Origin of the sequence: Saezia sanguinis, assembly GCF_003991585.1 — a bacterium.
GTDB lineage: Bacteria > Pseudomonadota > Gammaproteobacteria > Burkholderiales > Burkholderiaceae_C > Saezia > Saezia sanguinis.
On sequence record NZ_PQSP01000001.1, the window covers coordinates 738,591 to 756,161 of the forward strand.

Below are 17,571 nucleotides of genomic sequence, written 5' to 3' on the forward strand. Positions count from 1 at the left end.
CACTTTCCAAAATGACCATATGGCACCTGCACCGGCCTGTTCAGATAAGAAATCGGCAAATTCAGTGGGAATTCGCCAGCCCTGTCACATAGTCCCCAATAGCCAGGGATGCCGTCAGCCCGGGCGATTCAATGCCGAACAACTGTATGATGCCGCGCACACCATGCTGACCTGGGCCGGTAATGACAAAATCCTTTTCAGGCTCCCCTGCGGCCTGGATTTTAGGGCGGATGCCTGCATACGCAGGCTGCAAGGCACCATCGGGCAAAGCAGGCCAGTAAGAACGGATAGCCGCATAAAAACGGTCGGCCCGTTTCGGGTCTACTGTGTAATCAATCCCATCAATCCATTCGATGTCAGGACCAAACTTGGCCTGATGCCCCAGGTCAATGGTCAGATGCACGCCCAGCCCGCCCACCTCAGGGGTAGGATAAATCAAACGGCTGAAAGGCGATTTGCCCGAAATTGAATAGTAGCAGCCCCGCGCGTAATACAATGCTGGAATCTGTTCCTTGGGGAAGCCCGCCGTATGCTCGGCCAGCGTCTGCGCACCCAGCGCCGCACAGTTCACCAGCAGCCCTGTTTTCAGCGGATCAGCCCCTTTGGCATGAACGATCACACCGTCAGAAACCACTTCTGCCCGCTCTACCTGCGTGTTGAACACCACCATGCCCCCGGCATTCTCCAGATCACCCTGCAGGCTCAGCATCAGGCCATGCGTATCGACAATGCCCGTTGTCGGGCTCCATAACGCACCGGTACAGAACAGGTTGGGTTCCATTTCACACGCACGGGCTTGATCCAGAAGCTCCAGTTGCACACCGTTCTGGCTGGCTGTGGCCTGTATGGTTTTCAACTTCTGCAACTGCTCTTGCGTGGTTGCCACAATCAGCTTGCCGCAGTTTTCATGAGGCACATCGCGTTCCTGGCAATAAGCGTACAAACGCTCACGACCCTGCACACATAAAGTCGCTTTCAAAGACCCGGGACGGTAATAAATACCCGCATGGATCACTTCGCTGTTACGTGAACTCACACCCATGCCAATGGCAGGCTCAGCCTCCAGCACCATCACCTCACGTCCGGAAAGCGCCAACGCACGCGCACAGGCCAGTCCGACAACACCTGCGCCGACCACAACTGTATCAATGTAATCCATGATTTTATGATTAGAAAAAGGGAAGAATTGGAACCGATAATCTTAGCAGAAGAAAACGGCTTTTTCACAAAAATGGAATTACCTGCAAGCACCATTTCCGCCCACGTCTCATCATTTTGGAAAGACATCAATGTTCCATAACAACCACCCCCTGATACGGTTTGCCATTTCCTTCTTGAACAGTTCAGATTGCACAGCTTGCAGTGTGCTTTATCATGTGCCGCATGTTGATGCATAAAATGGCATACAAATCCCGTTTATAATCTGAACGAGAGACCAATGAAAACAAAAATCCATTGCCCCATAACAATATGACACCTCAGCAAGAACAACTGGTGAACCTCGGCGCTGTATTCACAGCCGCTTTACAGGCCGATCAGGTCGCACGCACAGGCCAGGCCGATGAGGCCGTTCTGGGCTGCTTGGTCCAAAGTCTGCTGGTTATTGATCCCCCTAACTCACTGGCCATATACAGCGGGCAGGATCATGAACTGATGCCTGGCTACCGACTGCTGGCCGCTTTGCTGCAAGGCGACCGCGATCTGCAGCCCGAACCGGTACGCTATGCCATCACACTGCTGGCACTGGAACGCAAGCTCATTGCCCGAAAAGACCTGATGCAAACCATCAGTGAACGCCTGCAACTGATCCGTACCAAAGTCGAACACTTTGGCATTCTGAACGAAAACGTGATTGCAGCCTGCGGCCAGCTTTATGAAGACACCGTCAGCCAGTGCGGTAAACGCATCATGATCCATGGCGATCCGCACATTCTGCAACGGCAGGGAACACCCGAAAAATTACGTGCGCTGCTGCTGGCAGGCATACGGGCTGCCATGCAATGGCAACAGGTAGGCGGCAAACGCTGGCACTTTCTCTTTCAGCGTAAAAGAATGCTCGAAACGGTACTGCAACGGCTCAAACGCCCTTTTTAACAGGTTATCGGCATTCGTTATCATGCATGCGGTAGGTAACCAGAGCATGTCCACACAGAGCCGAAAAATGCACTTTATCCTGAATATCTCGGTAAAAAGAAGCCCGGCATGATGAAAAGTAAAGATCTTGTCATCCAATCAGAAATTGAGAACTTATTACAAAGCCGCTCTTCCGGGCAGAATTTAAAATCTTATTTTGAAAACCTGCCTGATCACAAGGTCAGGAGAGCAATTGTCATCTTATCACGCATATACCCTGACAAAAACACAGTTTCAGATGATGATCTCGAATTTATCATCTGCATGCTTTCAAAGGAAAGGTATCTGGAACAGGATAGTTTTTTTAACTTTATCCATTCGCTGAATCTCATTGAGTTCACCGAAACACAAAAAGATACACTGATTCCTGTTATCCAAAAACACTTTGAAACATTATGTGAAAACTGCACGTTTGAGCTGGATAATCTTTTGGTCAACATATTCAAACTGCCTGATTTGTTTGAATATATGAAAACACTGGCAGAAGAAGGCAGCACCGCCGTGCTTCAGCACATTGCAGATATTTTGCGGTATGAACATTTCTCTGACGACAAGGTATCAGCTGAAGCCTTAGAAATACTGGAACAAAAAATATCGCGCAAACTGTAACCTGCAACCGCTGAAGGTATCTGGCCAGAATATGTCAAAATACCCCCGCGGCACAGACAATGCACCGACCTCATTGAGACAACATACGCCCTCGTATTCACATAACGAGCAATACTGGGCACTGGCTTGATTGCTGCGGCCTATTCGTTGAACAACACCATGATCTGCCTGCATAAAGCCTCAGGCAGGCCGTCTTCATAGCCCGATGGATCTTTCAGTTGAACCACCACTTCTCCGACCTTTTGGGATAACTCTGCAGGTATAGCCCGCTTGGCAGGAATATCTGCATAGTCATGCATATTGACCATGTCGTTATCATGCGGGTCGTACCAGATACGCGGTGGCTGATAAAAACCATTCAAAATACGCTCTTCCAGTGTTCTCACTGTCTGGTAATCATCTTTCTCACCCTGTGGCACTTCTTCCAGCGAAGCGTATTGCGCTAAAAACCCCGCCCCCATATTCCAGAACAACATCCGGGCTGTGGCTTCATCCAGCTGAGGGTTATCGATCAGCCATTGCAGACCCAGCGCGTTATAGTCAAAATCAGACTTGGCTGCGTACAGATGCCACTGTTCAGGCGTTGCCTGCTCCAGATAAGGAAAGATCAGCGCCCATGTTTTTTCTTCTGCATCTTTTTCTCTTACCACCTGTCATTGTCCCTTTCATACAGTAAAAGAACTTTGCTATTGTTATCTAAAAGCAGCAAAACAGCAAAATCGCATCGCACTAAAATTGACTCCTTTAACAGGCCATCAGAAACGAGTATGACTTTTCTTTACGCTCATCCTATCGAAGACCATGCCCGCCAGCGCATCCAGAGCAAATTGAGCCGGATTGAAAAGCAGCATCAGGTACATATCGTTTACGCCTGCGAATCCGGCAGCCGGGGCTGGGGTTTTGCCTCTCCCGACAGCGACTATGACGTGCGATTCATTTACGTGCACCGTCTGCCCTGGTATCTGAGTGTGGAAACACAACGTGATGTGATTGAACTTCCCATAGATGACGAGCTTGATATCAGTGGATGGGAATTGCGCAAAACACTGCAACTTTTCCGCAGATCAAACCCCACTTTATTCGAGTGGCTGGGCTCGCCAATCATTTACCGGGAAGATGTCAGCATAACAACACACCTGCGCCAATTGGCCGCAGGGTTTTACCATGGGCTTAAAGGCCGCTGGCACTATCTGGGAATGGCCAAAAACAATTTCCGCGGCTACCTGAAAGGAGACCAGGTCCGGCTGAAAAAATACCTCTATGTATTGCGCCCGATTCTCGCGGTGTTATGGATTGATGCCGGCCAAGGCATTCCGCCCATGCGTTTTGCCGACCTGGCCGACGCCACCATTACAGACCCTGAGCTCAAAAAAGAGATCAACGCCCTGCTCAAAGTCAAAATGAGCAGCGGTGAAAGCCAGTACGGTGCTCCGTTCCCCAACATACAGGCATTCATTGAGGAATTCTTTGCCCGGCAAGAAATACCTGAAGGTTACCGCCAGATTACCTCACCGGAGAACGATGCCGCCCTGAATCAACTGCTTTACCAGGCCGTCATGCAGTTCACGCCCGACTGATTTACGGGAGCCGCGCGCAAGCAGCACAAGCAATACATGCTTATGCGCACAGCCGCATGCATGAATCCTTGTCAGGCTTGGCAAAGTGGTTGCCTAAAATGGTTTCAACATCAATATGATCGCTGAACGATGTCAGCGTATCTGCCCGGGCACATACCTTTTTAAATTTTCTTTCCCATTTTTCACTCAGCGCCAGATCAACTTCCAGCCCGGTGTAACCATCCAGGTGCCCCTGCGCATAACCTTCGGCGAGAAACTTGCATGCACTGTCATGGCCATTTTCAGCCGCATCGATAATCAGCAACAAAGCCAGCGTGCGATCGGCAGCAATGCCCTCTCCCGCCCAGAGCATCGTTGCCAGATTCCATTTGGCTTCCGTATGTCCCTGTTTACAGGCCTGTGCATAGTAATAAACGGCGGCCCGATGGTATTCCTTTCCACCTGTCGCAAACAATGCACCCAATCTGTTCTGCGCCTCGGCATCGCCCGAGTCTGCCTGTTTCAATAAAGCAATCAAGTCTTGTTTATCCATGCCTTGTAGCCTCAAAAATTGAACCGTTGTCCACCAGACATCATGGACTTAAGATGCAACCCCTGTGTTCAGTTTACTTATTCTAGCAGAGGCTTGGAAAAGACCGTATTTTCCCCGGAAGGCCCCCTTTGCCCTGTATGACTGGCAGAAGATAAAAGCCTATTTTGAAATAGGTTCCGGCACATCATAAAACATGCCATATTCCCAGCGATCAATCAGGCGAGAACTCTATTTTGCACCACGCGGGCTGAATGTGCGTGGAAAGTAAACCGGCGCCTCACGGTGCTGCAGCCGATAACCCATGGGGGCACGAGGGGCATCGCTTTGCACCGTGCCTACCTCCTGCAAAAACTCGGCTGCCAGCATGCGGGTTCTAAAGCCGCTTTTATCCACTGGCCGTCCCAAGACAACCTCATACATGTGCTGAAGCTGTGGCAGGGTAAATGGTTCAGGCAACAGAAAAGCCGGCAACGATGTGTACTCCACCTTGCTGCGCAGTCGCTCCAGCGTGGCCTGAAACAGTTCATGGTGATCAAAGGCCAGCTTCATGGTTATACACTTCTCGGCAGCAAACCATTGCGCATCACTGACATTGGTGTGTGCTGCGGCCTGAACCTCCTGCCAAGGAACCAGCGCGAAATACACATGCGTGGCCGACCAGCCGCGCGGATCGCGCCCGGCCCCGCCCCAACTGCCTACCTGCTCCAGATACGGTGCCTGCACGCCTGTTTTTTCATGCAGCTTGCGTAAAGCACAGTCCAGCAATGTGGCATCCTGCGCCACATTCACAAACCCGCCCGGCAATGCCCAGCATCCCGGAAAGGGTTCCTGGTCAGCACTGCCGCGCTGCACCAGCAGCACCTGTAGCTGGTCTTCCTTCACGGTAAAAATCACCACGTCCACAGTGGTCAGCGGGCGATGCGTTGGTAAATGGATACCTGTTTGCTTTTTCATGACCGTTTCAATTTTTGTTCCAGCGCAACCATTCTGATGGCCAGGCCTTATTGTTGTGCATTTTCCAATATTTTTTGAAAAACTTGACATTATTTCATTAAGTTGTATTATACAACCCATATAAGTTGCACAATGCAACCTTAGGAGAACAACATGTTTGGAATTCAATATATCAAATCACAGCCCACGGTATACCTTATGCAGTTCAACCGCGGCAAAGTCGTCCGGCAAGGCGCAGGCCAGTCATTTTTCTATTACGCCCCCGCCTCGACACTGGTTGCCGTACCGGTCAGCAGCCAGGACAGCCCCTTTATGCTGAACATGTCCACCGCTGACTTTCAGGAAATTACCGTGCAGGGCCAGGTCACCTACCGCATCACAAAGCCTGAGCACATTGCCAAAATGATGGATTTTTCTTTAACGTCAAATGGCAAGCGTTATGTATCGGAAGACCCTGCCCGGTTAGGTGATCGCATCGTCATGCAAACAGAGGTCATCATTCAGCGTACGGTACAGAGCATGACTTTAAAAGAGGCGTTATGTGCTGCCGCCCAGATTGCACAGATCACAGCACAAAGCCTGCAACAACAGTCTGAGATTGAAGCATTAGGGCTTGAGATTCTTGGCGTTTCCATTGTTGCCATCAAACCCACGCCTGACATTGCACGCGCACTGGAAGCCCAGGCCCGTGAAGCACACCTTAAAGCGGCGGACGAGGCTATTTATTCACGCCGAATGTCTGCAGTGGAAAACGAGCGTGCCATCCGGCAAAATGAGTTGGATACCGAAATTGCCGTCGAAGAAAAGAAAAGCGAAATCCAGGCTGCGCAGATGGCCATGAAAGCGGCCCGTATGCGTAAAGACAACGAACTGCGTAATGAACAGATGAGTTCTGACATTGACCTGGAAGAAAAACGCAAGGCGTTTGTACAGTCGCAGGTGGAAAACACCCGTGCCAACGCCGAAGCAGAGGCTTACAAGGTGGAGGCACTGATGCAGGCATTGGACAAAGCCGATCCGCGCGTGGTGCAGGCACTTGCCGCCATCGGGATGCAGCCCGGCCAGCTCATTGCGCAGGCATTCGGCGGTATCGCCGAAAAAGCCGAGCGTATCGGACAACTCAACGTCTCGCCCGATCTGCTTAATACATTGATGCGCAGCTCATCTGCGCCCTCTGGCAAAAAGCAATGACAACGCTTAATTGAAAGGAACGGCAGGATGAAAAGCCATAACTACATCGCATTGAGCGCTGACTTCTGGGAAAAATTCCATGGCCCCTTGCAAAACATCCTGAAACAGGAACTGGAAGCAGGCAACCAGATCGCCAAAATCTACGAAGGAGATTATCCGCGTGAAGGCAGCGTCATGGTTTTTCTGGTCTGGCCTTTTAAAACGCCCATACCCCACCCCCTCAACGGTATTGAATACCACGATATCAACGATCCGCACTACTGGAAAGCCGAATATGCCGATGAGTCCAACAACCTGTACCTGTGCTGTTGACACCTGCAAATAAAAAAGGAGCACCACGATGAGCAATGCAACCGAACGCAAAGTGGTCTTGATCACCCGCCAGACCCGGCTGGAAGAACTGATACAGCGCTATCACACGCTGGCGCAGGCCAGGTTTTACATCGAGCATCTGGGTGCCGATTTTTCAGACTACCTGCGCGAGAATGAAGCCTATGCGCAAAGCCTGCGGCAGGTGGTGGAAGTGTTGCAGGCCTGGGGCCGCTACCAGATCGTTGAGCGCCATCTGGTACCCAACTACTGTTTTGCTGAAGATGACATTGTCGTTACGCTGGGCCAGGATGGGCTGGTAGCCAACACGCTGAAGTACCTGCACGGGCAACCTGTCATTGGCATCAACCCTGAGCCCAAACGCTGGGATGGTATTTTGCTGCCATTTACCGCACCGGACTTTCAGCACATTCTGAATGATACCGCACGCAGACGCAGAAAAACCAGGGCCATCACCATGGCGCAGGCCACCCTGTCCAACGGGCAGGTGCTGCGTGCCGTGAACGATCTGTTCATCGGCCCGCAGCACCACACCTCGGCGTTGTACGACATCACGCTTGGAGAGCAGCACGAATTTCAGTCTTCATCGGGCATCATTGTTTCAACCGGCCTGGGCTCCACCGCCTGGATCAAAAGCATTGTCACCGGCTCGATGATGGTGGCACAGGCATCGCTGCCTTCATTCACCTGGAAATACAAACCGCTGGCATGGAATTCAGAACAACTGCTGTTTGCGGTACGTGAACCATTTCCCAGCCATGCCACACAAACCGAGCTGGTATTTGGCAAAGTCAGCAAACAGGAGCCTTTGAAACTGCGCTCACGCATGGCAGACAACGGGGTGATTTTCTCTGATGGCATGTACCGCGATTATGTGGAGTTCAACGCCGGCATGGAAGCGCAGATTTCCATTGCAGCAGAACAGGGGCAACTGGTTATTTAAGAGCCCCGGCACAATAAAAAAACCGGCCGTATCAAACTGCCGGTTTTCTTTATGCCATGCAACATCAGGGCTTGAGGTAGTCAGGCTGGTTTTCCGGTGCGGCTGCCTTGAATTCCGGCAGGCTGCTGCAATGCTCATACACTTTGCGGCACAGCGGATAAGCGCTCAGGTCACAATTCATGCGGGCAGCGTTGGCCCATTGCGGAATCAGGCAGCAATCAGCCATTGTCGCCGTATTGCCAACACAGAACTTGTCTGCTCCGGCATTGGCAAGCAACTGCTCCACGGCCTGCAGACCTTCTGCAATCCAGTGGGCATACCAGTCCTGTTTCTGCTCGGCACTGACCTGCAGCTCATTGTTCAGGTACTTGAGAATGCGCATGTTGTTCACCGGGTGGATATCGCAGGCAATGGCATAGGCAATCTCCAGCACCTGCACGCGCTGCTTAAGCTGCTGCGGAATCAGCCGGGGCTCGGGGTATTTCTGATCCAGATAATCGATGATCGCCAGCGACTGCCCGACCGGCCCTTCAGGCACACCGTCTAATGCCGGAACCAGTGCAATCGGATTCAGTTCCCGATACCCTGGCGCATTCTGCTCGCCAAGGCGGATATTCACTCCCTGCAGGTCGTATTTGATTTTTTTAAGCTCCAGTGCAATACGCACGCGGTAAGAGGCAGAGCTGTTAAAAAAGCTGTAAAGCTTCATCGTCTTCCTTTTCAGAACAGTTAATCATGACAAATAACCCGTGTTCCTGTAAACACGCAATGCGGTCATCAAGGTGCTGACTGCCCAAAAACAACCTTGATCCCGCATTTCTATTTTTTTATATTTTCTCTATTATCTGAATGCATGCGTCAAATTAACGCGGCACCAGACAGTTCTCTTCTTTCCAGCCATACAGCCAGTCAATCGCTTTGTAGAAAAAGTCCTGTGACTTGTTTTTCCAAAGCAGGTTACGCACATCGCGCTCAATACCATCCGCATGGTACAAGCGCCCCATTTCACGGGTGGAAAGTACAATGCGTGCCGTACGTGGAATGCGTACCGACTCATACAGTTTGAACGCGGCCCGGATATCGCCCTCGCACTTGCGGATCGCAGAACCCAGAGTAACCGCATCTTCCAACGCCATACAGGCCCCCTGTGCCATGTATTGTGCTACCGGATGCGCCGCATCTCCCAGCAGCGTGACCGTATCACGGCCCCATGCCGCAACCGGGTTTTTATCGGCTGTCGCCCAGCGCCGCCATGAGGTGGGTTTTTGCAGCATCTGCGCGGGGCGCGGATGAATGCCCTGGAAGTAGGACAACACCTCTTCCTTGCTGCCATCGGTCACACCCCATTCCTCTTCCTTGCGGCTATGGAAAGTAACCACCAGGTTGTACTGGGAGCCGCCACGCAAAGGATAGTGCACCAGGTGGCATTGGGGACCAGCCCACAGCACCGGCGCATTGATACGCAGGTCTTCAGGCATGTTGTCACGCTCAATCACCGCGCGGTAAACCACATGGCCGGTCACGCGCGGGCCATCCCCCACGGTATATTTGCGCACCACAGACTTGCCGCCATCCGCACCAATCAGCATATCGGCTTCATACACATTACCATTGGTATCTGTCACCCGCACGCCTTTTTCGTCAGCATGCACCTGATCTACCTTGGTCGAGATTTTGTACTGAATCAACGGGTGTACTTCAGCAGCTTCCCACACGCTGGAATGGATATCAACCCGGTGAATCACCGCGTAAGGGCCGCCAAAACATTCACGGAATTCCTTGCCGGTATCCACACGCACCACCTGTTCACCATTGACGGCATCCATCATGGTGATATGGTCAGTAAAGACAGCACGTGAACGCGCCACTTCACCCACACCCAGGCTGTCCAGTGCCGAAAACGCGTTCGGGCCCAGCTGGATACCAGCACCAATTTCACCGATTTCGTGCGCCTGTTCCAACAGCAACACTTCAATGTCGCACTGCGCCAATGACAATGCTGCTGCCGCACCGCCAATACCACCGCCCACCACAATTGCTTTTTTTCTGTTACTCATGTTGTCTACCTCTCTTTTAATTGAATACCACCACCATGGGGTTGCGCCGCTCTTCTGCGAGAGCGGCTGCATACACACTTATCAGACGACTTTCACATGCAGAGGTGTCAGCCCCTGTACATCACCCTCCATCAGGTCACCCTTGACCACCGGCCCGACACCTTCGGGCGTGCCGGTATAGATCAGGTCACCAGCTTCAAGCCGGAAGTATTTTGACAGATAGCTGATGGTTTCAGCCACCGACCAAATCAGGCAGTTGACATTGCTGCGCTGCTTGTCTGCACCATTAACCTTCAGCCATAGCGCTGCATTGTGAATATCTTTGACCTGGTCAGCCGGATGCAGCGGTGCAATCGGGGCAGACAGGTCAAACGCCTTGCCAATCTCCCAAGGGCGGCCCATCTTGCGCATTTCCATCTGCAGATCACGCCGGGTCATGTCCAGGCCCGTCGCGTAACCAAACACATGGCTCAATGCATCGGCTTCAGCGATATCGCTGCCGCCTTTGCCAATTGCCACCACCAGTTCAATTTCATAGTGGTAGTTGTCCGTCTGCGCCGGGTATGGCAAAGACAGCGTTTCACCCGCCTTGACAGGCACAACCGCGCCTGCCGGCTTACAGAAAAAGAACGGCGGTTCGCGATCGGGGTCAAATCCCATTTCGCGCGCATGCGCTGCATAGTTACGCCCTACACAATAAACCCGCCGCACCGGAAACTGTTTGTCGCTGCCAACAACGGGAACGCCCACCGGGGCTTCTGGGGAGAAAAGAAACTGAGTCACAACAAGACTTCCTTATCTGTTTTATTGAACAAAATCATGCGCGTGATTCACGCAACAGGCCAAGCGCTTCCTGTACCGGACGGTCTGAAAAGCTGAACAGCACCACATCTTCGCTGGTTTCAAAGCTGACCGGCTCCCATGAAGGCACCACAAACACATCTTTTTTGGTGAAGTCAAACGTCTTCTCGCCAATATGCACTTTGCCGTTGCCTTCCACCACGTGATAAACCGTACCATCGGTGCTTCTGGCTTTTTTGCCATTGAACCCCTTGGGCAGCAGTTGCAGGAAAGTCGCGATGGTCGGCATGGTATCCTTGCCGTTGGCCGGATTCACATAACGCAGCTTGAAGCCTTCGTATTCGTCCATCGGGCCGTTTTTACGCAGTTGTTCCAGCGCTTCGCGGCTGCGGTCATAACGGTAGTTGAAGATCGGCGAAGAATTGCCGGACTGATAACGCACCGGCAGCATGTTGGCGGCATAACGCGCTTCAAAATCGCCTTCCGGACGTGTCACCGGCTGCTGTTCATCAGGATAGGTTTCGGCAAATGCCGCGCCGAAGTTATTCACCATCGGCAGATCCAGCGCATCCAGCCACACCACAGGTTCATTGCCCACATGGCCGTGGTCATGCCAGCGCCATTGCGGTGTCAGAATCAAGTCGCCTTCATGCATCATGGTGCGCTCACCATCCACGGCCGTAAACCCGCCAGAGCCTTCTACAATGAAACGCATGGCCGACTGTGTATGCCGATGGCTCGGCGCCACTTCACCTGGCAGAATCAACTGCAGGCCGGCATACAGCGTGGGCGTAATGACAAACGAGCCCCGCATTTCAGGATTTTCCAGCACCAGCACACGGCGAATGGCTTCACGCGCGCCAATCAGTTCACCACTGCGCATCAGGTGCGGTCTGATCTGCGCGTATTTCCACAGATGTGCGGTGTATTTGATTTCAGGCTTGGTTGTAACCAGCGAATGGATAGACTCCCACAGTGGAACCATATCGATCTTGCTGATCTCTCCATAAAATTCCTGCCGTTGCTGGATGACCGGATCGGTAATATTGTTCATCGTGCTATCTCCTATGGATGTTAAGGCAGTTTTTTAATAACATACTGCCACTTATACAGCTTCCTGGGAAGCTGCTGTTCTGATTTGAAAACCTGGTTGTGATAACGCCCTGCGCTTTTTCGTCTGTGCAAACATGAACAGAATACCAAGACAGATGGCGGTAATCAGTGCAGGAACGGCCAGCAACATGAAGATGGTTGAAAAATCAAACCCCCATGAAATCATGGTGCCACCGGCCAGGGCACCAAAAATGGCACCACAACGGCCCGATGCATTTGACCAGCTGACGCCTGTAGCCCGACACTCCGTAGGATACAGGATAGCCGATAATGCATTGAACCCCACCTGAGAACCACTTACGCCAACCCCTGCGCCAAATATCACCAGCACCAGCAACAGCGTTGAAGCCGTGGTGATGCCAATCAGCGCGATAAAAACGGCCCCGGCAACATAGCTGATCACAAGCACGCGATACGGATTGACTTTATCCATCAGGTAACCCAGATACACGGCCCCGACAGTACCGCCAATCTGGAATGAAGCCGTCACCCACGACGCATGCGAGAGATCGACACCGATACCCTGCAATAACGTTGGCAGCCAGCTTGAAAGCATGTAAATAATGAGAAAACTCATGAAAAAAGCACACCACAGCACCAGTGTCATGAACACCCGGCCATTCTGAAACAATGCCGTCACGGCACCCTTGCCTGTTTTGCGCTCTTCAAGGTAAAAACGCGTATTCTGGGTATAAACCTGCCCGGTGATTTTTTGCAGCACAGAGCCAATCAGATGCGGCGCATGCTGGCGCAAAATCCGGTAACGCGGTGACTCTGCCAGAAAATACAGCAATGCGCCAGATAGCAGCAGCGGCAATACACCGCCAATGACCAAAATACCATGCCAGTTGATATGTTGAAGCAACTGTGCAGTCAGAATACCGCCCAAGGCAGAACCTAAGGTAAAACCACAAAACATCAGTGTCACCAGCGCGGAGCGGCGGCGCATCGGCAAAAATTCTGAAGTCAGTGTAATGGCCGTGGGCATGGCGCCTCCAAGCCCCACGCCAGTCAGAAACCGCAGTACGGTCAAAACGGTCATGTCAGGAGAAAACGCAGAGAAAAGGCTCATCAGGCCAAAGAAAAACGTGCTGAAGACCAATACTTTCTTGCGCCCGATCCGGTCCGCCAGCGGACCAAAAACCAGTGCACCCAGCGTCAGCCCGAGCAAGCCTGCAATGAATAACGGTGTCAACGCCGGCTTGCTCAGCCCCCAGTCACTGATAATGGCCGGTGCAATGAAACCAATCGCGGCAGTATCCAACCCATCTGTTGCCACAATCAGGAAGCAACAGATCAGTATCTTCCACTGAAACGGCGATATGGGTGCGGCATCAATCGCTTTTTGTATATTGATTGCATCAGACTGGTTGCTTGTCATGATGTTGTCTCCATTTCATCTGAGCCCTGCCCTTTGGCTGAGCTCATTTTTCTTTTTTAGGCCTCAATGACTCTAAGGCTGAATGTATTGTGCATCTCCCAGGGTTGAAAATAAAATGGTATTTTTAACACAGCCATAACTTTTTGGTTATATCAAATGAATTCCACATTGACAACACCGCTGCCCTGCATGCACCCCGGCACATGCAGAGCCAGATGCCCCATGGAACGGCACATCAGTCCCACGGGTCAGGCTTGCTGCACCCTCAGGCGCCTTCCATTTGAAATTTGATCGGTGTCACCACAACCTGCGCTTTTTTGCGCTGGGCAATCACAAACAGAACCATCAGGCACACGGCGGTAATCAACGCCGGGATTCCCAGAAGCAGGAAAATAGTTTTGAAGTCGAGCCCCCATGAAATCATGGTACCGCCAGCCAGTGCACCAAAAATGGCACCACAGCGCCCCCAGGCGTTTGACCAACTGACGCCCGTTGCACGGCACTCGGTCGGGTACAGCGTTGCAAGCAATGCATTAAATCCGACCTGCGCACCGCTGACCCCCACGCCGGCACCAAAAATTGCCAGTACCAGCAGCACCATCGACGAACTGGAGACACCAATCGCTGCAATCAGCAGGCCGCCAATGGCATAGCTGGCAATCAGTACCTTGTAGGGGCTCTTTTTATCCATCATGAACCCAAGGAACAACGCTCCCAGAGTGCCCCCGATCTGGAAAGAAGCCGTCACCCAGGAAGCATGCGAGAGGTCAATGCCGATTCCCTCCAGCAGCGTGGGCAGCCAGCTTGACAGCATATAAATCACCAGCAGGCTCATGAAAAAGGCGCACCACAGCACCAGTGTGACCAGCAGCAACCCTTTTTGAAACAGCGCAGAGATGGCACTTTTACCGGTTTTTGATTCTTCCAGAAAAAACCGGGTCTGGTCGGCATACGCCACACCGGTTACTTTGCGCATCAATGCAGCCACCTTTTCAGCCGGGTGCTGCCGCAGAATACGGTAACGGGGCGACTCTTCCAGCACCATCAGTAATACCACCACCAGAGCCAGAGGCAATACGCCGCCCAGTACCAGAATGCCCTGCCAGTGAATATACGGCAGCAACTGGGCGGTTAAAATCCCCCCCAGTGCCGAACCCAGCGTAAAGCCGCAGAACATCAGCGTCACCAAAGCGGAGCGGCGGCGCACCGGTAAAAATTCAGACGTCAGCGTGATTGCGGTCGGCATCGCTCCGCCCAGGCCCAGACCGGTCAGAAAACGCAGCAGGGTCAACACAGTCATATCGGGAGAAAATGCCGACAGCAGGCTCATCAGGCCAAAGAAAAACGTGCTGAATATCAGTATTTTTTTGCGCCCCAGGCGGTCGGCCAGCGGGCCAAACAGCAGCGCCCCCACTGTCAGGCCAAACAGTCCGGCCATGAACAGTGGTGTGAGCGCCGGGCGGCTTAAGCCCCATTCCGCCATGATAGCCGGGGCAATAAAGCCGATAGCGGCGGTATCAAGGCCATCGGTGGCCACAATCAGAAAGCAGCAGATCAGCACTTTCCACTGCAAAGAAGTCACTTTGGCGTCGTCAATGGCTTGTTGCACATTCACGGCATGCGGTTGAGAAGATTGCATGGTGTTGTCTCCGTATGGGGGAGGCAGATACATGGCCTGCCGTTTTTTTGATGTGTAATGGCAAGTCTGCGCTTGCTGGGTTTTACGTATTGTGTAGGTTGTTGTATTGAAAATATAATGATATTTTCAGCACGGTCATAACATTCAGGTTATATCAATAATGGACTGGACACAAAAACTCAAATTCCATCACCTGCAAATACTTGTCACACTGGCTGACCAGTGCAACCTGACCCGGGTTGCCGAGCTGATGAACATTACCCAGCCGGCGCTTTCCAAATGGCTGACCGGGCTGGAAGAAGAGGTCGGCATTCCTTTATTCGAGCGGCACAGCAAAGGCATACGGCCAACGCCCGGGGGGCTGCTGGTCATCAAACACGCCCGGCGCATACTGAATGATCTGGAGCGCTCGCGGGAAGACATCGAACTGTTTAAAGGCGGGGTACAGGGCAGCCTGATGGTGGGCAGCTCACCGGTCGCCACCGATATTGTGGCACAGGCCATGCTCAACCTGATGCAGGACCACCCGAAGATTCATCTGCGCATTTTTGAAAGCGTGATGACGCCGCTGCTGGAACACCTGCTTTTAGGGCAGATTGACGTGGTGGTCGGGCGCATTGGCGGCAACGCACTGGCACTGCCGCTGAATTACCGCGTGCTGTACAGTGAACCGATCTGTTTTGTTGCACGTTGCGGCCACCCGTTGGCCGCCGAAAAAGAAGTCAGTTGGCGCCAACTGGCACAATGGATATGGATCGTCTGGCCCACCGGCACACCAATACGCGTCAGCATTGACAATGCGCTGGTAGCCAACGGCATGATGATGCCACCTGACCATATCGAATCAGGCTCCATGAGTGTGTCCCTGCGCATGCTGCAGGCCAGTGATATGGTCGGCATCCTTTCACAGCGCCTGGCACAAAGTTATGCTGCGGAGAAGCAACTCACCATTCTGAACCTGCCGCATATCGCCCAACAGGGCAGCGTGGGTGTATTCTGGCGCCAGAATGAACAACCCTCTGATGTTCTACAGGCATTTCTGGACCATCTGATTTCTCTCTCTCAGCAAAGCGACAAATGAGTTAGCGCATACCACGCTTATGCTCCCCTCATAACTCAGAGCATAGCTGTTTGAATCGAAACAGGACAGGTAAAGCACCGTTGTTGCAGCAAAGAATAACGCCAGAAAAAATCTTTTAAGCCAACAGAAGCATCATGAAAACAGCCTGCCATTTTGACCAAAAATGACAGGCTGCATTGAGCGCACTCAATTGTTCTGGCTTACTTGCAGATGACATTCAGCATGGCAACGTCAGCAGGAATTTCTGCTTTTTTGAACTCGTTGTATCCGGCCTGCTCACCCAACAATTTACCTTGGGCCAGCGGAGCCTCATAAAACGCATAACGGTCACTGCGTCCGCTTTGCTGGGCACAGTCTACGGTGATATTGATTGCCAGCGACCCGGCAGCCTGACCTTCATACGTGATACTGCCACCCTGCACAGCAATCATGGCGCTGCGCCAGTTGGTCTGCCCCTCGACAGGTTTGACGCTGTTTTTATCAACATAAAAATCAAAGCCGCCTTCGTTATGATAGGCCTGCCAGTCAGGTCCTTGCGGTTGGCCGGTGGTACTGCATGCAGATAAGACCAGCGCAGCCAGCCCCATGGATAAAGCAAGTTTTTTCATATTTTGGTCTCCCGGAAAATATATCAGGTGGAACCCCCACCTGCCTGAGGTTTGGGAATCGAACAGCCCATTATACAAACTGGGCCGATGCCAGCAACAGCATGTACGCTATTCAGAGCACGGCTCCCATGCAAAAGTTGCATATTGCTGTTTTGTGCATTGTAAATCAAGCATGCCATTGGCAAAAGCCGGGCCATTTAAAAACAAAACCGGCGCCATGGCTTACACCGGTTGGCGCCAGAATTTTTCTGTCACAAGCAACTGGCAGGCTACAGCGCCTGTTCGTTGGCTTCTCCGGTACGGATGCGGATGGCCTGCTCAACCGGCAGCACAAAAATTTTGCCGTCACCAATTTTGCCAGTCTGGGCCACATTCATGATGGCGTCCACACAGCGCTCCACATCGGCGTCAGCCACCACCACTTCAATTTTCAGTTTGGGTAAAAAATCCACTACATATTCCGCACCACGGTACAGCTCGGTATGCCCTTTCTGACGGCCATAGCCCTTGACTTCGGTTACCGTCAAACCGCCAACGCCCGCTTCGGTCAATGCCTCGCGCACGTCCTCGATCTTGAATGGTTTAATGATTGCCATAATCAGCTTCAATGCAATATCTCCTC

The 17,571-nt window shown here is 52.2% G+C and carries 19 protein-coding genes; 7 read left to right on the top strand and 12 right to left on the bottom strand.

The genetic code is table 11. The features are described from left to right. Positions 1-61: 61 nt before the first annotated feature. Positions 62-1,159 (bottom strand): NAD(P)/FAD-dependent oxidoreductase, encoded by a 1,098-nt coding sequence (locus tag CUZ56_RS03355; protein ID WP_126978171.1) that lies wholly within the window; start codon positions 1,157-1,159, stop codon positions 62-64. 311 nt (positions 1,160-1,470) lie between these two features. Between CUZ56_RS03355 and hflD the strand changes: the two genes are divergently transcribed. After that, complete coding sequence (gene hflD / locus CUZ56_RS03360; RefSeq protein WP_126978173.1) at positions 1,471-2,094, top strand: high frequency lysogenization protein HflD; 624 nt, start codon at positions 1,471-1,473, stop codon at positions 2,092-2,094. Between the two features lie 108 nt (positions 2,095-2,202). Further along, a complete protein-coding gene (locus CUZ56_RS03365) occupies positions 2,203-2,742 on the top strand; it encodes a hypothetical protein (protein ID WP_126978175.1) in 540 nt (179 codons plus the stop codon). 140 nt (positions 2,743-2,882) lie between these two features. Here the strand turns inward: CUZ56_RS03365 and CUZ56_RS03370 are convergent, their stop codons facing one another. Further along, positions 2,883-3,392, bottom strand: a complete 510-nt coding sequence (locus CUZ56_RS03370) for a DUF4274 domain-containing protein (RefSeq protein WP_126978177.1) — start codon at positions 3,390-3,392, stop codon at positions 2,883-2,885. A gap of 117 nt (positions 3,393-3,509) precedes the next feature. Between CUZ56_RS03370 and CUZ56_RS03375 the strand changes: the two genes are divergently transcribed. After that, positions 3,510-4,319 (top strand): nucleotidyltransferase domain-containing protein, encoded by an 810-nt coding sequence (locus CUZ56_RS03375; protein WP_126978179.1) that lies wholly within the window; start codon positions 3,510-3,512, stop codon positions 4,317-4,319. A gap of 40 nt (positions 4,320-4,359) precedes the next feature. Here the strand turns inward: CUZ56_RS03375 and CUZ56_RS03380 are convergent, their stop codons facing one another. Continuing rightward, a complete protein-coding gene (locus CUZ56_RS03380; protein ID WP_126978181.1) occupies positions 4,360-4,851 on the bottom strand; it encodes a tetratricopeptide repeat protein in 492 nt (163 codons plus the stop codon). A 228-nt stretch (positions 4,852-5,079) separates the two neighbouring features. Next, complete coding sequence (locus CUZ56_RS03385) at positions 5,080-5,805, bottom strand: NUDIX hydrolase (protein ID WP_126978183.1); 726 nt, start codon at positions 5,803-5,805, stop codon at positions 5,080-5,082. A gap of 153 nt (positions 5,806-5,958) precedes the next feature. Here CUZ56_RS03385 and CUZ56_RS03390 point away from each other — a divergent pair, with 153 nt between their 5' ends. Genes CUZ56_RS03390 through CUZ56_RS03400 form a run of 3 tightly spaced genes read left to right on the top strand, consistent with a single transcriptional unit; the run spans position 5,959 to position 8,269 of the window. Beyond that, positions 5,959-6,996, top strand: coding sequence for an SPFH domain-containing protein (locus tag CUZ56_RS03390; protein WP_126978185.1), 1,038 nt, complete (start codon positions 5,959-5,961; stop codon positions 6,994-6,996). Between the two features lie 27 nt (positions 6,997-7,023). Then, complete coding sequence (locus tag CUZ56_RS03395; protein WP_126978187.1) at positions 7,024-7,308, top strand: hypothetical protein; 285 nt, start codon at positions 7,024-7,026, stop codon at positions 7,306-7,308. Positions 7,309-7,336: 28 nt separating this feature from the next. Beyond that, positions 7,337-8,269: a diacylglycerol kinase catalytic domain-containing protein gene (locus CUZ56_RS03400; RefSeq protein ID WP_126978189.1), complete on the top strand. Its 933-nt coding sequence runs from the start codon at positions 7,337-7,339 to the stop codon at positions 8,267-8,269. 64 nt (positions 8,270-8,333) lie between these two features. Here CUZ56_RS03400 and maiA read toward each other — a convergent pair whose 3' ends face one another. The 6 genes from maiA to CUZ56_RS03430 all read right to left on the bottom strand — a co-directional run bounded on the left by maiA (position 8,334) and on the right by CUZ56_RS03430 (position 15,260). Beyond that, on the bottom strand, positions 8,334-8,978 hold the full coding sequence (gene maiA, locus CUZ56_RS03405) for a maleylacetoacetate isomerase (protein WP_126978191.1): 645 nt from the start codon (positions 8,976-8,978) through the stop codon (positions 8,334-8,336). Positions 8,979-9,132: 154 nt separating this feature from the next. Then, complete coding sequence (locus CUZ56_RS03410) at positions 9,133-10,326, bottom strand: 3-hydroxybenzoate 6-monooxygenase (RefSeq protein ID WP_126978193.1); 1,194 nt, start codon at positions 10,324-10,326, stop codon at positions 9,133-9,135. Positions 10,327-10,407: 81 nt separating this feature from the next. Next, a complete protein-coding gene (locus CUZ56_RS03415; RefSeq protein WP_126978195.1) occupies positions 10,408-11,109 on the bottom strand; it encodes a fumarylacetoacetate hydrolase family protein in 702 nt (233 codons plus the stop codon). 34 nt (positions 11,110-11,143) lie between these two features. Next, entirely contained in the window at positions 11,144-12,181 is a 1,038-nt protein-coding gene (gtdA, locus tag CUZ56_RS03420; protein WP_126978197.1) for a gentisate 1,2-dioxygenase, read from the bottom strand. 51 nt (positions 12,182-12,232) lie between these two features. Then, entirely contained in the window at positions 12,233-13,621 is a 1,389-nt protein-coding gene (locus CUZ56_RS03425; protein WP_126978199.1) for an MFS transporter, read from the bottom strand. Positions 13,622-13,886: 265 nt separating this feature from the next. Beyond that, complete coding sequence (locus CUZ56_RS03430; RefSeq protein WP_126978201.1) at positions 13,887-15,260, bottom strand: MFS transporter; 1,374 nt, start codon at positions 15,258-15,260, stop codon at positions 13,887-13,889. Positions 15,261-15,420: 160 nt separating this feature from the next. On the opposite strand from CUZ56_RS03430, the gene CUZ56_RS03435 reads away from it, so the two are divergent. Then, the gene (locus CUZ56_RS03435) at positions 15,421-16,341 is read left to right on the top strand and encodes a LysR substrate-binding domain-containing protein (RefSeq protein WP_204250807.1); all 921 of its coding nucleotides are present in this window, start codon (positions 15,421-15,423) and stop codon (positions 16,339-16,341) included. 200 nt (positions 16,342-16,541) lie between these two features. Here CUZ56_RS03435 and CUZ56_RS03440 read toward each other — a convergent pair whose 3' ends face one another. Together CUZ56_RS03440 and CUZ56_RS03445 are read right to left on the bottom strand one after the other, a co-directional pair. Continuing rightward, the gene (locus CUZ56_RS03440) at positions 16,542-16,949 is read right to left on the bottom strand and encodes a surface-adhesin E family protein (protein WP_126978205.1); all 408 of its coding nucleotides are present in this window, start codon (positions 16,947-16,949) and stop codon (positions 16,542-16,544) included. Between the two features lie 269 nt (positions 16,950-17,218). Then, positions 17,219-17,557 carry a P-II family nitrogen regulator gene (locus tag CUZ56_RS03445; protein ID WP_126978207.1) on the bottom strand — a complete coding sequence of 113 codons (339 nt, stop codon included), beginning with the start codon at positions 17,555-17,557 and terminating at the stop codon, positions 17,219-17,221. Between the last annotated feature and the right edge of the window lie 14 nt (positions 17,558-17,571).

What these genes read in the sequence shown, in the direction of transcription:
- CUZ56_RS03355 (WP_126978171.1), bottom strand. Translation starts at nt 1,159, where the DNA reads ATGGATTACATTGATACAGTTGTGGTCGGCGCAGGTGTTGTCGGACTG.
- hflD (WP_126978173.1), top strand. Translation starts at nt 1,471, where the DNA reads ATGACACCTCAGCAAGAACAACTGGTGAACCTCGGCGCTGTATTCACA.
- CUZ56_RS03365 (WP_126978175.1), top strand. Translation starts at nt 2,203, where the DNA reads ATGATGAAAAGTAAAGATCTTGTCATCCAATCAGAAATTGAGAACTTA.
- CUZ56_RS03375 (WP_126978179.1), top strand. Translation starts at nt 3,510, where the DNA reads ATGACTTTTCTTTACGCTCATCCTATCGAAGACCATGCCCGCCAGCGC.
- CUZ56_RS03380 (WP_126978181.1), bottom strand. Translation starts at nt 4,851, where the DNA reads ATGGATAAACAAGACTTGATTGCTTTATTGAAACAGGCAGACTCGGGC.
- CUZ56_RS03385 (WP_126978183.1), bottom strand. Translation starts at nt 5,805, where the DNA reads ATGAAAAAGCAAACAGGTATCCATTTACCAACGCATCGCCCGCTGACC.
- CUZ56_RS03390 (WP_126978185.1), top strand. Translation starts at nt 5,959, where the DNA reads ATGTTTGGAATTCAATATATCAAATCACAGCCCACGGTATACCTTATG.
- CUZ56_RS03395 (WP_126978187.1), top strand. Translation starts at nt 7,024, where the DNA reads ATGAAAAGCCATAACTACATCGCATTGAGCGCTGACTTCTGGGAAAAA.
- CUZ56_RS03400 (WP_126978189.1), top strand. Translation starts at nt 7,337, where the DNA reads ATGAGCAATGCAACCGAACGCAAAGTGGTCTTGATCACCCGCCAGACC.
- maiA (WP_126978191.1), bottom strand. Translation starts at nt 8,978, where the DNA reads ATGAAGCTTTACAGCTTTTTTAACAGCTCTGCCTCTTACCGCGTGCGT.
- CUZ56_RS03410 (WP_126978193.1), bottom strand. Translation starts at nt 10,326, where the DNA reads ATGAGTAACAGAAAAAAAGCAATTGTGGTGGGCGGTGGTATTGGCGGT.
- gtdA (WP_126978197.1), bottom strand. Translation starts at nt 12,181, where the DNA reads ATGAACAATATTACCGATCCGGTCATCCAGCAACGGCAGGAATTTTAT.
- CUZ56_RS03425 (WP_126978199.1), bottom strand. Translation starts at nt 13,621, where the DNA reads ATGACAAGCAACCAGTCTGATGCAATCAATATACAAAAAGCGATTGAT.
- CUZ56_RS03430 (WP_126978201.1), bottom strand. Translation starts at nt 15,260, where the DNA reads ATGCAATCTTCTCAACCGCATGCCGTGAATGTGCAACAAGCCATTGAC.
- CUZ56_RS03435 (WP_204250807.1), top strand. Translation starts at nt 15,421, where the DNA reads ATGGACTGGACACAAAAACTCAAATTCCATCACCTGCAAATACTTGTC.
- CUZ56_RS03440 (WP_126978205.1), bottom strand. Translation starts at nt 16,949, where the DNA reads ATGAAAAAACTTGCTTTATCCATGGGGCTGGCTGCGCTGGTCTTATCT.